This window comes from Colwellia sp. D2M02 (assembly GCF_018860755.1).
GTDB classification, from domain to species: domain Bacteria; phylum Pseudomonadota; class Gammaproteobacteria; order Enterobacterales; family Alteromonadaceae; genus Colwellia; species Colwellia asteriadis.
Map to the genome: position 1 here is coordinate 21,669 of NZ_JAHKPW010000043.1, position 13,919 is coordinate 35,587.

Below are 13,919 nucleotides of genomic sequence, written 5' to 3' on the forward strand. Positions count from 1 at the left end.
CTATTTAATTGCATCAAATAGCTTTAAGAAATAAAGACTTAAAATTTTTTAGGAAGGCAAATGGAAAAATTTAACACTCATACTGGCTTGGTTGTGCCATTAGATATCGCTAACGTTGATACCGATCAAATCATCCCAAAGCAATTTTTACAAAAAACTGAACGTGTTGGCTTTGGTGTTCACTTATTTCATGAAAGAAGATATTTAGATCATGAAGGCACACAAGTGAATCCTGACTTTGTTATGAACAAGCCAGAATATAAAGATGCCAGCATTTTACTCGCACGTGAAAACTTTGGTTGTGGCTCAAGTCGTGAACATGCGCCATGGGCCATTGAAGAATACGGCTTTAAGGTGATTATTGCCCCAAGCTTCGCTGATATTTTTTACGGTAACTGTATTAACATTGGCATTTTACCTATTCAACTGACTGAAGCTGAAGTTGAAGAGCTGTTTCAATTAGCGCCTAATGCACAATTAACCTTAAAGGTTGATCTACCTAACAATAAAGTAAGTTGTGTACTTGCTGACAACTCTGTAAAAGAGTACGCTTTTTCATTAAGCGAGTTTCAACAATACAGCTTAGAAAATGGCGTAGATAGCGTGGGTTGGACATTAAATAAGCTAGATAAAATTAAAGCTTTTGAAGAGCAAATGCCTGCTTGGCAATAAAGTGTAAGTTAACTGCCTGAGCTCAAGCTTTCTAACGATATCGCTATATCTGTCATAAAGCTATAAATAAACCCCAAGTACAATACTGTTCTTGGGGTTTACTTTATGCGTTCATTTATCATCAAAACACCATATTTATAAGGCTTTATCTATAATTTCAAGTACAGGCATCGGCTTGAAGTAGAAAAAACCTTGGGCGATATCAACATCATATTGAGTTAGCAAGTCAACCTGCTCTTGTGTTTCAACCCCTTCTACTACCACCTTTTTACTCAAGTCATTGCAAATTTGCAGCATACCTTTTAGCAATGCTAATGCACTACGATCTTCGGTTATATAGCTGATAAAGGCGCGATCTATTTTGATCACATCAAGCGGTAGCTTTAATAAGTAAGCAAGTGACGAATAACCCGCACCAAAATCATCAAGACACAGTACAAAGCCTAGTTCTTTTAACGAGTTCAAGTGTAAAATAGCCATGTCACTTCGTACTAATGAGTTTTCGGTTATCTCTAACTCTATACGACTCAAGTCGGCACTTTCTTCTTTAATTATTTTTTTCAGCTCATCAATAAAATCATGGTGGTGTAATGAATTAGCTGAAATATTCACTGAAATTGGTTTCGTAATTTGTGGGTAATCTTTAACAATATTTAAAGCGCTACGAAATACGTACATATCCAATTCGAAATATAACCCTGCTTGCTCTACTACTGGAATAAAAGCATTAGGTGGCACTAAACCTTTCTGCGGATGCTGCCAGCGTATTAATGCCTCATAACCAACAACATCACCTGTTTTCATTGATGTTTTCGGTTGTAACATTAAAAACAGTTCATTATAGGCAAGTGCTTTCCTAAACTCGGCTAAAATACCTAAACGATGAATGGTTTCTTCCTCAAATTTAGGTTCAAAGGATTGCGCCATACCGCGTTTACTTTCTTTTGCCACTTTCAATGCCATTTTAGCGTGACGAATAAGCATATCAGCATCAAAATCATCATCAGCATTACAATTAGCCTCACCTAAGGTCACCCCTAAACGCATTGAACTACTGCCTAATACAAACGGTCGAGAACATTCAACAATCAATTGCTTGAGCTGCCATGTTGAGTCAGCTATCAATACGGCGAAAACATCTGAATGTAAACGAGCAATACTGGCATTTTTATAAAAAACTCTTTTCAAAACTGAAACCATAGAAATAAGAACATCGTTACCGAATTCAAATCCCAGGCTATCGACAATATCGTGAAAATAATCAATATCAATAATATATAAACTTAAAGAGCTTTTAGCTTTCGAGCGTACTTCTCGAGCAAAGTGAATAAGCCCTTCTCTGTTGTAGGCATCTGTTAATGAATCGTAATAAGCTGACCTGTTTAAGTGAGTAAAAAACTTAGCATTTTCTAAGCCAATCGCAATATTCAAGCAGAAAACTTTAAGTAACTCTTCATCAATATCTGATAGATCTAATGTGCCTTCAATAACAACAACCCCTTGCCAATTTGAAGGCGTCGCTAAATAAAGCGCACTAATTTTATCCTCTAAGATATGATGTTTTTTCTCGAGTGCTTGCTGCGCAAGTTGAGGCGCGACGCCAGATAATTCTTCGTATATATCTTTACCAAACAGTTCATCATATTGGCTTGTTGCCGCAACCACTAGAAAGCTATCATTTGTAGACTTTTCTATCGCAAAAGGACCATTAAGTGGCCTTTGTGAAACACAAAATATCCCTTGAGAGGTGAGGTTAAATAGGGCATTCATTTGCTGTAGAACACCACTAGCAAACTCATGAATAGAGCGTTCTTTCATTAAACTCGCTGAAGCATGAATTACATTTTTCAAACCACTTTTTGAGTCTTCTAATGCTTGTAAGTGACTAAATGATCGTATTGCAGTAGCAATAGATGTAAATAGCTTGTCACGTGTTAACTCACTTTTAGTTTTGTAATCATTAATTTCATACTGGGTAATAATTTCTTCTTCAGGTGCATAACCTGGTTGTCCGGTACGGAGAATTATTTGCAAATTTGTTCGCTTCATTTCATGGCGAATTCGTTGAGCTAAAACCAAACCTGCATCTGAGCTTTCCATAACGACATCCAGTAAAACTACAGCACAATCGGGGTGTTCTTCAAGCAGTTTGTAGCCTTCTTCACCACTATAGGCACTAATAAACTTAACATTTCGTCCTTGAATTTTTGTATTGGCTAAAGCAAGTTTAGTTACATCGTGCACAGATTCTTCATCGTCAACTATAGCAATGAGCCAAGAATGCTCACTTTCTGTATTATCAATGCTCTCAGATTCATCGTCATCAATAAGATTTAAAATAAAATCACTCATTGTTATCTTCCTTTTTTTCAGGTGCGATTAATGGTAATTTAATTTCAAATATTGTTCCTATCCTGCTTTCCACGTGAATGCTCCCTCCCATTAAATCACTAATAATACTATGCACGATATTTAGCCCTAGACCTGAGCCGCCTTTACCTAGTTTTGTGGTATAAAAAGGATCAAAAAGCTTTTTAATATTCTCTTTCTCAACGCCATTACCGTTATCAGCAAAAAGGATTTTTACTTCTCTTTTAGCTATGACGCTGAAGCGAATATGAATTTCACCTTCAGCCTTACCCTCAAAACCATGCAATACCGCATTATTAAATAAGTTAGTGATAACTTGCCCTAGTGGACCAGGAAAGCTATCCATCATAATATTTTCAGGTCCCTCTACCGACAATTTAATCCCAGTACGTTTGATTTTATGATGTAACGTCGCAACGATTTCATTAATCGTTTCAAGTAGGTTAAATTCACGTCGTTTACTACTTGTTTGATCAACTGCCACTTGCTTAAAGCTGTGAATAAGCTCGGCAGCATCTTGTAAGGAGCTCTCCAATAAATTGACTGATTGTTGAGAGTCAGTTTCAAACTTCTCTAAAATACTTCGACTGAGTACGCCAGTTTTAACTTTGGTTAAGAACTGCTTTAAATTAGCAGACAATGTACTTGCCATCGTCACACTAACCCCTAGCGGCGTATTAATTTCGTGGGCAACCCCTGCCACTAAAGTACCTAAAGAAGCCATTTTTTCAGTAGCAACTAACTTTGATTGTGTTTCTTTTAACTGCTTGTAAGACTGCGTAGCATTGTCTCTTTCAGTAAGCAATTCTGTTTGTATTTTCTGCTCACTTGCTCGCAGTTGATCTAATTCACTTAACTCTATTTGAAAATCTTGTAAACTTGCCAAGATGTCGGTGAGCTCATCTTGACGTGTATAATTTCCAAGCTCAATATTGCGTTCCCCCCTACGTAGCTTATCTATTGCCGTTGTTACTTGAGCTAATGGGGTAAAAATAGTTTTACGCGCATAAAAAATAACACTGGTAATTAAGCCAATAATGAATAACGCCGATATGGCTAAAACTATAGAAATATTTCTCGATATTATGGATAAATCTGTCATCGATAATTGTACTTTTTGACGGGCAGCACTTGATAACGTGTCTAGTATATCCTCTGCTACATTAAAGCTCTGGTGCTCTAAATTATCGATTGCTTTAGTTGCAAGCGCTTTGTTATGAGTTTGGTAATGATCAAATATTTCTTTGCCTCCCTCTTTGAGTTCTAAGAATAAGCGCTCTATTTCATTAAGATAAATAACCTCTTGTGGCTTTTGTTCTAGCGGTTTTAACTTAATTAAGTAACTTTCAAACTGTAAGGCGTTATTAAAAAAACTTTGCTTAGCATTAATATCATCAAGAACAAAGCGATCTAAATCAGCTAGCATGTCCCCAGCCTCGTCAACCAACTCTAAATAGTATTGTACGCCTGGTAAATCATCATTAATTACATCTAAGGGGTTATTGCTAGAGCCGACATCAGCAATTTCATCTTCTTTCATTTTGTCTAGCAATTCTTCTAATGGTTTGCCGACATTAATAAGCAAGTTATTTATTTTTCTAGCCGCATTTCGCTCCTGCTCAGGATGATATACCTCAAAAACTTGTGAAACAGCTTGCTTTTTATGGCCTTCAACCAAGCGCATTACTTTATCTACTTCACCGTTTTCTTTGATATTTTTTGGGATTAAATCTCGGAAACGAATAAACTCCTCATAATTGCCAAAGTATTCCTGCTGCTCTTCTTCTTCTCCTAGTAAGTACTCTAATAAATTAGAGTTCATATCACCCAACTCTTCTAACATAGCTAAGCTATTTAATGCCTCAGGTAAGTCGTAATTAACGACCTTATCGGTTGCACTGCTAATTTGAGAACTAAGGTAAATAATCGTTGCAGAAAAAATAAGAATAACAAAAGAGATACCGACTAAAATAACATTAATTTTAGTCGCAATAGACTGGCGTTTGGTAACCATCAAAAAACCTAATACTGTGTAATTAAATTATTGTTATTAAGTTTAGTTAATGATTGGTATTTTGCTCATTTTTGTAAGTTTTTTATAAATTAACTTAATTTAACCAAATATTTAGAGCTAAATAATGTTAACACACCTCTCAAGCTAACTACCTAGAATTACCAATGTACTAAAGCTGGCATAGTAAATGTTTGTTCTTGGTAAGTTAAAATAACTTGTTGAGGTAATATTTTTTCAAGTATTAAGCCATTTGCAATACTATCACCCTCATAACGATCTCGACCGTTTACATTAACCCAGCCTTGGCCGTCTGAAGAGTAAATATGTTGCGTAAAATGCAAGCTCGGCAACGATTGTTGAAAACTTGCTGATAATTGCGTTAAAGGCTGAGCCTTTTGATATGCTCTATCGACACTCGACAAATGCTCTGCTGGTTCAACTGGTTTATGATTATTGCCATTAACGCTTTGCTGCGTTTCTTTAACTGCAGCTTGAAACAATGCTAATAACTCAGGTGATGTTCCATCTACCCCTTCAACTTGATAGTCATCTGTTTTTTCTACAGGCGATGAGTCATCGACTGAAGATTGTTCTTCAGCTTTGGCATTTCTAATGCTTTCGTTGCCGCTTTCATCAACGGGTGCAACATTCGCAATATCAGAGCTCTCCTGCTCAACAGATAATAACGCGGCAATTTCACTACTGTTAGAGCTAGTTGACAAACTTGTGTTTTGCTCTGCTGAAGGTTCATTGGCTATGTTTTCATTGCTTTTACTGTGTTCACTATAAGCGTTTTTAGTGGCTGTTAGCTCTATTAGCGGCTCAGTTATTGTCGCTTCTTCAATAACGGCTTTGTCACTTAATAATGATGGCGTTACCACTAACGGACTCTCACTTTGGCCCAACCAAAAGCTGACGGCACCAATAGCAATAACTCCCGTTATTACGCTGCAAGTAGCTAAAACGGTACCAAGGCTATTAGATTTTTTTTGTCCCGAATAAAGCTCGTCTCCTAAGGTATGCTCTGCTGCTTTTTGAACGGCTTTTTTACTAACAATCGTATCGTTATTATTATAAGCGTGCATTAATGCGCTATGGCATAATAAGTTGATAAGCCTGGGAATTCCTTGTGATAACTGATGTATTTTAGCTAATGCGCCAGCATTAAATAACACTCGTTGGCAACCCGCAATATATAAGCGATGCTTAACGTATAGTGCTAATTCAGCCTTGGTGAGTGGCATTAGGTGATAACGAGCCGTTATACGCTGCGCTAATTGCCTTAAATCGCGACGTTGTAATAACTGTTGTAGTTCAGGTTGCCCTATTAGAATAACTTGTAACAGTTTTTTAGTATCCGTTTCTAAATTAGTTAGCAGTCTAAGCTGCTCCAACACTTCTACTTGCAAGTGTTGCGCCTCATCAATAATCAATACCGTATTAATATTGGCTTGATGATTTTGTAATAGCTTGTCAAAAATTTTATCGGTCAGCGTTTTTAGACTTGCCGCTGACTTATCGTAGTTTAGCGTTAGCTGATCACAAATAGTCGCCAACAGCTCCAAGCTTGAAAGTGTAGGATTCAAAATAAAAGCAGTTTGGGTGTTTTCCGGCAGCTGTTCAAGTAAACAACGACTAATGGTGGTTTTACCTGTACCAACTTCACCGGTAAGTAATGCAAACCCGCCAGTTTCACTTAACCCATAAGTTAAATGTGCTAGCGCCTCTTTATGCCTATCGCTCATAAATAAGTACTTAGGATTAGGAGATATTGAAAAAGGAAGTTCACTTAACGAGAAAAAATTTCGGTACATAACCCTAACTACAAAATAAAAAGACAGGCTAAAAATACTCACTTGTTATATAGATGTCAAAGCATCACCAATACTTAAGGTGATTATCTTAAATAAATAAGTAGGGCTCGATGTATGGGTTTGTTTTGGTCGACACCAATCTACGGGTGTCGATTGGTTGAGTCCATACATCGAATTCCGGTTAAATAGTATTTTAGAGTAAATACAAAAACCACCATTGCAAATAAAAACAATTACCATTAACATGCGCATTATATTTTATAACAACTTAACGAGAGTAGTAACGTGTTAAAAACAACATTAAGTCTAATTGCTTTATTGGTTGCCAATCAGGTACACGGTGCAAGCACCAACAAACAAGAAGAAGTATTAGATAGCGATAACGATCTAAAAAATATCGAACGTATTATTGTCACTGGCAGCCGAATCGCTGAAAGCATTGATGAAGTACCTGCATCTATCACCATTATCACGCAAAAACAAATTGCCGAACAGCTTAAGGTTTCATCAGAAATTCAGAGTTTATTAGCAAATTTAGTACCTGGGATGGCACCAAGTACAGGTACATCAAGTAATTCCGGTCAAACCTTACGAGGTCGAGCGCCCTTAATAATGATTGATGGGGTACCGCAATCAACTCCATTGAGAAATGGCTCTTTAGGTGTACGCAGCCTAGATGCCAGTGTAATAGAGCGTATTGAAGTTATTAAAGGGGCAACATCAGTTTACGGTAACGGAGCTGCAGGTGGTGTAATAAACTACATCACTAAAAAAGCAAATAGCGACAAAAAACTAAGTGGTCATGCTAGTGTTTCAAGCCGTTTTAGCGCGGTAGAGCTTGATGATTCAGTAGGTACACGTTTTGAGGGTGGCATTAATGGCGAAGTAAACAATTTTACCTATGTATTAAATGCCAGCTACGAAGAAAATGGCCTACAGCGTGATGCCGATGGCGATATCCTAGGATTAAAATACGGTTTATCTGATGCGGTAATGCAGAACTACTTTACCAAGTTGGGTTATCACTTTGATGATGAAAAATCTCTGCAATTTACTTATAACTTCTATCAATCAAAACAAGATGTCGACTTAATTGATAAAGTTGGCAAACTCAGTTTAGGTGAAAAGACTCAAGCCGTGCCACTTGCCCCTGGTCAAACAGTACAAGGTGACCCTCAAGGGCCTAGTAACCATAACGTTATGGTGAAGTATGTGGACGAGGCGTTATTTGAGCAAACACAATTAGTAATTGACTTATATAGCCAAGAAATAGAGAACATATTTTTCTATTCATCAAACTTAGCAAACCAAAGTGAAGGTTACGATGGTGGGCAATCATTAATTAACTCTGAGAAACAAGGTTTACGCGTTACCCTTAATACCCAAGCCGATTTTACTTTTGATAGTGGCAACACTCTTGATACAACATTCATTTATGGTATTGATGCGCTTAATGACGTCACCTCACAACCTATGGTTGATGGACGAATTTGGGTTCCGGAAATGGATATGAGCAACTTAGCTGGCTTTTTCCAAACTAAATTAATCTATAACGATGATTTAGTGCTTAAAATGGGTATTCGACATGAAAATATTGATTTAACTGTAGACAACTACAGCACACTTAAATTGTGCAAAAAGCCAACGCAATGCTCAGTACCTGTTGATGTTACGGGAGACACCTTAAATTATAAAGCAACAACCTACAATATTGGCTTAAAATACAATGCAATAGAAAAATTCAGCCCATTTATTAGTTACTCTCAAGGCGCTGATATTTCAGATACAGGTAGGTTACTGAGAACCGCCACCGTAACAGATATTTCACTCATTCATACAGAAGCGTCAATCATTGACAGCTATGAAGTAGGCTTCACTTCAGATTTTGAAGAACTTCACTTAGAGTTTTCAGCTTACCGAAGTACCTCTGAATTAGGCACAACTAACAAGTTTGACACAGTAACAGGGATTTACGTCCCCGTTAGAGCACCACAAGAAATCTGGGGCTATGAAGCATTAGTAAACTATACGATTAGTGATAACTTAGCTTTAAATGCAACTTATAGCTGGATTGAAGGTAAGAATACTGCTGCTGATGTTTACCTTGGTGCAAAACAAATCAATCCCCCTAAAGCAACAATAAACCTAAACTGGCAACCTATTGATAACGCCAGTTTAGCGATTAACTACCTTTATGTAGGTGACAGAAAACGATTTGACCCCATTGATGGTGAATATGTTGGTGACCAAGGACCTATTGATAGCTACCAAATTGTTAACCTAAGTGGTAATTATGATTTCGCAAAACAATGGTCTGCATTTATCGGGGTAGAAAACTTATTTAATCAAGATTACTACCCAACCAAATCACAAGGCTATACTTATGGCGGTTACAACATTAAAGGTTTAGGTACTACTGTCAATATTGGTGTTAATTACCAGTTCTAAGCTAAGAAAAACCAAATTATCTTAACTAAGACCTCCGTTAAAAAGCAGTTACCCCTGGTAACTGCTTTTTTATTACCTACGCGATTTTCTTAAGTTCGGGTACACTTAAATTATGATAAAGTAGTCACTTAACAAAAATATTATCCTTACTGGAGTTTAGTTGCAGGCCTTATGATAAATAAAGATACGTCATTGAATACCTACCTTGTTGGCGGCGCTGTTCGCGATAAACTATTAGAGCGCCCGATCAAAGATAGAGATTATTTAGTTGTAGGTGCGAGTATTGAGCAAATGCTTGCCTTAGGCTATCAACAAGTGGGTAATGACTTTCCTGTTTTCCTCCACCCTGAAACCAAAGAAGAATACGCTCTAGCCAGAACAGAGCGTAAAGAAAGCCAAGGCTATACTGGTTTTAGTTGCTACTTTGCTCCTGATGTTACGATAGAACAAGACTTACAGCGTCGCGATTTAACGGTCAATGCCATGGCAATGGATAAAGCTGGCCATATTATTGATCCCTACCATGGACAACGGGATCTTAACGACAGAGTACTTCGTCATGTCAGCGATGCATTTATTGAGGACCCACTGCGTGTATTAAGAGTAGCCCGTTTCGCGGCTCGTTATTATAGCTATGACTTTACCATTGCCAATGAAACGTTGGAATTAATGACTAAAATAAGCCTAAGTGGTGAGTTAAGTGCATTAACTCCTGAACGCATTTGGCAAGAAATGCAGCGCAGTTTAACGGAAGACCACCCTGAAATATTCTTCAATGTTTTACACCAATGTAAAGCGTTAGCCGTACTATGGCCTGAGTTAGATGTATTATGGGGCGTACCAAACCCTGCACAGTGGCATCCTGAAATTTGCAGTGGTATACATACAATGATGGTTGTACAACAGGCGGTATTACTTTCACCGAAAACCTCAGTGCGCTTTGCAGCATTGTGTCATGATTTAGGCAAAGGGATAACGCCCGCAGAGCAATGGCCTAGCCATAGAGGACATGAAAAATCGGGACTACCTTTAGTTGAAAAGATTTGCCGTCAATTAAAAGTACCAACCCATTACAAACAACTTGCCCTTAAGGTATGTGAACATCATTTACATTGTCATAAGGCCTTTGAGCTCCGAGCAAGCACCTTATTACGCATATTTAACCAACTCGATGTGTGGCGTAAACCTGAGGAGTTTGATGATTTTATTTTAGCATGTAAAGCCGACTTTCTTGGTCGTTTGGGCTTTGAAGATAAAGCTTACCCACAAGAGGAGTATTTAAAACAAGCTATGCTTGCTGCAAAAAATATTAATGCTAAAGTGTTTGTTGAACAAGGGCTTAAAGGCATTGCGATTAAAGAGGCAATGGCTACAGCAAGGCTAGCAGCTATTCAAGCCGTGAAGGACGAGCAACCTTCAACAACCCAAAATAATCACTAGATACCATTGAGCGTCAAGTGTAACTTGCCGCTCAATAAAACAACAAATTATTGCCTGTAGTTTACAAAACACAACAACTCTTTTATCTCATCTCGCTTATCCTTTAATCACTACCTAATGTGACTTGGTGACGATAATGACTATTCAAACACTCGCTTCTGTAAATACTCAACACTATCCTGTTGGCCAAAATCAAATATCAACTAATACTATGGTGAGTGCACAGCCTAGTATGCAAGATCTACTATCACCTGAGCAGCAAAACACATTACAATCGTATACTGAAACAAAGCGAGAAGAGCACGTTGAGCAAATAAAATCGAATTATAAAACAGCTAAAGATATTGACCTGACTCGCGCTTATTATGCTCAACAACAAAAGTTATTTGATATTTACATAGAAACGGCAACGGATGGTGAAGTAGACACTGACAATCATGATAAAAATAACGTGAGTGCTATTAGCACGTTAACAAGTGCTTATACTGAGCTGTATGACTTACATAAACAAGTAAAAGGTGTTATAGAACAAGTACCTACTATTAATGATAACGTCAAGTCGTTAAAGCATAATGTGTCAAACGCTGCTGTTGGGCTAAATGGTGTCACTAGCGAGACGATGAATCACCAAGGACAATCATTAAGCCAGCAACAAACCAACATTTATAACAGTATTATGATGCCAAGCAGTAACTCATACCTACACTTAAGTGCTTAGTGAAGCTGAATTAATAGCTTAAGCAACGCTAATTCAAGTGATAAAAGCGGCTCTAACCATACCCATAATGTTAGTGCTAGAAGGTAAGCAAGGTTGGCGTCGAAAAATACGCCAATCAAGCTTGAAATATAGATAATAGCGCGATTACCGTTTAATAAATAATGACGCTGCTTTTCAATAGTCATGACAATCCCCTTAGGTCATGCGATGCTTAACGCTAAGTGCTTGGTTGCTATCTAGCAAATAGCCAACTGAATTAAGCTAAACTAAAAGCATCGCAATCTACAATTAAATGGCCGTTATGCAAGCTTACTTATTTGAAGCATTTTTTAAGCCAATTAACGCAGCCTGTCATTCACTATGGTTCTAAAAGTAAGGTTTATTCGAGGAGTATGAACTTTTTTTGTCGGAGGTAAACGATGTAGCCAGTGCTTTTGTGTAATGCCTTTCATCACTAATAAGCTACCCGCTCTTAAAGGTAAAGCGACAACTTCTTTCGTTTGCTTATGTTTAAACGCAAATTTTCGTTCAGCGCCAAAACTTAAAGAAGCAATAGCTCCCTGCTCTTTTAAGTCTTTTTCGCCATCGCTATGCCAAGCCATTCCCTCTTCACCATTATGATAAAGGTTCGCTAGGCAAGCATTGTATTGCTCTCCAGTTTCAACTTCGACTAAATTTTTTAGCGCTAATAATTCATCAGGAAAAGGCAGTGATCGTTTGGTAATATTTGAATAGGTGTATTCAAATGCTTGACCATTTAAGGTATCCGCATACCAAGCGACTTTTCTTTTTGTTTCAATCAGTTTACCAAAGATCATTGCTTGATCGCATTGCCACGCTAACAACTTAAGTAGCGCTGAGAAATAATGTTCCGCCTGTTCTAACGCTATAACTTCACCATAGTAATTTACCTCGCCATCATAAGGTAAAAGGTTAATAGGCTGAGTTAGTCGCGGGGAGAATAAGTCCATAAGGTATATTTAAGCTAAACTCGAGAGAATGAAGCTTACTCTACTACTTTTTAAAGTGTGCCCAAGGGTCTGCTGGTGCTCTATCGCGGGCTTTTTCGGCCTTTTTAATACGTAAACGCTCAGCATCTTCAAGGCTTAACTCTTTTGGCGGTCTTTGTTCTAAACCATGTGGCACAATACGATCACGCGGCGGTAATAAAAACTGGTCATCACTCGCTTTAGGTAAACTGTGGTATTGATACATATAAAAAGCTTCAACTTTCTCTTGTGCCCACGTGGTCTTCTTTAAAAATTTGATGCTCGACTCAATACTTGGATTGGTTTTAAAGCAGTTCAAATTTAAATAAGCAAATAAGATTTCCCAGCCATAATGATCAACCAATTCGTTGAGTACTGTTTCTAATTTTGTACCGTGCAGTGGGTTGTTTTTATATATCTCTTTATCGCTCATTTATTTTCCTAGTTCACTTTTTACTTAACTCTTTGGTTCGCTTTTTTGGTTAGCTTTATCACTAACGACTATTGCTTTCGAGTTAACACAGTATGTAAGTAATGAATTATACCACTGTTGCTATAAAAGTTGATGTTTAACTCAAGAATAAACGCCACTGTACATTAGAACCTACAGTCTCTTTCTTATTAATTAAGTTATTAATAAGTTAACTTGATTAAAATCAATAAAGTACCACTATAAAGCAATTAATATAAAGACCACTGTAGAGCATAAGCTCTACTTAAACTATATAAAATACAACAAGGTCAATATCGTGAGTATTAATAGCCGTAATAAATCTCTCAGCTTTATCATTATTGTCAGTTTACTTGTCTCTGCCATTATTTTAGGCCTATGGTCAAGCTTAACAAACCCTGTCCCTTGGATATTAATCGTCGCTTTAGCATTGATGCCGCTACTCAGGCAAAAGCATATTGAACAAATAAAATGGAGTGATGATTACAGTATTGGTATTGAATACATCGACCAAGATCATAAAAAACTCTTACACTTATTGAATCAATTTAGTATTGCTTACGATTATGCTCAGTGTGAAGAATTTGAGCGAGAAGCACTAGAAGAGTTAGTCAGCTACACCAAATATCACTTTAAACGAGAAGAGAAATTGATGGCAGATTATGACTACCCAGGTCTTGCTGAACATCAAGAAGAACATCAAGCAATGATTGATAAAGTCGAAGAATATGCACATATTTATAATGAACAAGGACACGATTCATTAAAACAAGTGACTAATTTGATAACATTCTGGCTTATTAACCATATTAATGAATCTGATAAAGAATATAGCCGCTACTTACAAAAGCTTGGTGCTGACGAGTTTGATAATAACTAAGCCTGAAATGTCCTTATTAATAAAGTTAGTACTGTTGCTAACTTTATTGCTTGCTCCTCGCCATTATTTTCGACTTATTGATTAGGGGTTGTTGAGCTTTCGATATTGTTTTTGCAGCTTTTT

The 13,919-nt window shown here is 37.3% G+C and carries 11 protein-coding genes; 5 read left to right on the plus strand and 6 right to left on the minus strand.

What is annotated here, in order from left to right; all coding sequences use genetic code 11:
• Window positions 1-60 precede the first annotated feature (60 nt).
• Window positions 61-672, plus strand: a complete 612-nt coding sequence (gene leuD, locus KO495_RS06745) for a 3-isopropylmalate dehydratase small subunit (RefSeq protein ID WP_215979640.1) — start codon at window positions 61-63, stop codon at window positions 670-672.
• Between the two features lie 135 nt (window positions 673-807).
• Here leuD and KO495_RS06750 read toward each other — a convergent pair whose 3' ends face one another.
• From KO495_RS06750 to KO495_RS06760, 3 genes are all read right to left on the minus strand, one after another.
• Window positions 808-3,024: an EAL domain-containing protein gene (locus KO495_RS06750; RefSeq protein ID WP_215979641.1), complete on the minus strand. Its 2,217-nt coding sequence runs from the start codon at window positions 3,022-3,024 to the stop codon at window positions 808-810.
• Complete coding sequence (locus tag KO495_RS06755; RefSeq protein ID WP_215979642.1) at window positions 3,017-5,056, minus strand: HAMP domain-containing sensor histidine kinase; 2,040 nt, start codon at window positions 5,054-5,056, stop codon at window positions 3,017-3,019. Before KO495_RS06755 ends, KO495_RS06750 begins: the two co-directional genes overlap by 8 nt.
• Window positions 5,057-5,214: 158 nt before the next feature.
• Window positions 5,215-6,870, minus strand: a complete 1,656-nt coding sequence (locus KO495_RS06760; protein ID WP_215979643.1) for an AAA family ATPase — start codon at window positions 6,868-6,870, stop codon at window positions 5,215-5,217.
• Window positions 6,871-7,155: 285 nt separating this feature from the next.
• Here KO495_RS06760 and KO495_RS06765 point away from each other — a divergent pair, with 285 nt between their 5' ends.
• From KO495_RS06765 to KO495_RS06775, 3 genes are all read left to right on the plus strand, one after another.
• Entirely contained in the window at window positions 7,156-9,318 is a 2,163-nt protein-coding gene (locus KO495_RS06765) for a TonB-dependent receptor (protein WP_215979644.1), read from the plus strand.
• Between the two features lie 192 nt (window positions 9,319-9,510).
• Window positions 9,511-10,758 (plus strand): multifunctional CCA addition/repair protein, encoded by a 1,248-nt coding sequence (locus tag KO495_RS06770; RefSeq protein ID WP_215979751.1) that lies wholly within the window; start codon window positions 9,511-9,513, stop codon window positions 10,756-10,758.
• Between the two features lie 136 nt (window positions 10,759-10,894).
• Complete coding sequence (locus KO495_RS06775; protein ID WP_215979645.1) at window positions 10,895-11,476, plus strand: hypothetical protein; 582 nt, start codon at window positions 10,895-10,897, stop codon at window positions 11,474-11,476.
• Here the strand turns inward: KO495_RS06775 and KO495_RS06780 are convergent.
• The 3 genes from KO495_RS06780 to KO495_RS06790 form a co-directional block, all read right to left on the minus strand.
• On the minus strand, window positions 11,473-11,661 hold the full coding sequence (locus KO495_RS06780; RefSeq protein ID WP_215979646.1) for a hypothetical protein: 189 nt from the start codon (window positions 11,659-11,661) through the stop codon (window positions 11,473-11,475). The genes KO495_RS06775 and KO495_RS06780 overlap by 4 nt on opposite strands.
• A 153-nt stretch (window positions 11,662-11,814) precedes the next feature.
• Window positions 11,815-12,447, minus strand: coding sequence for an alpha-ketoglutarate-dependent dioxygenase AlkB (locus KO495_RS06785; RefSeq protein ID WP_215979647.1), 633 nt, complete (start codon window positions 12,445-12,447; stop codon window positions 11,815-11,817).
• Window positions 12,448-12,490: 43 nt separating this feature from the next.
• Window positions 12,491-12,898 carry a VF530 family DNA-binding protein gene (locus KO495_RS06790; RefSeq protein WP_215979648.1) on the minus strand — a complete coding sequence of 136 codons (408 nt, stop codon included), beginning with the start codon at window positions 12,896-12,898 and terminating at the stop codon, window positions 12,491-12,493.
• A 316-nt stretch (window positions 12,899-13,214) separates the two neighbouring features.
• Here KO495_RS06790 and KO495_RS06795 point away from each other — a divergent pair, with 316 nt between their 5' ends.
• Entirely contained in the window at window positions 13,215-13,796 is a 582-nt protein-coding gene (locus tag KO495_RS06795) for a bacteriohemerythrin (RefSeq protein WP_215979649.1), read from the plus strand.
• Window positions 13,797-13,919: the final 123 nt, after the last annotated feature.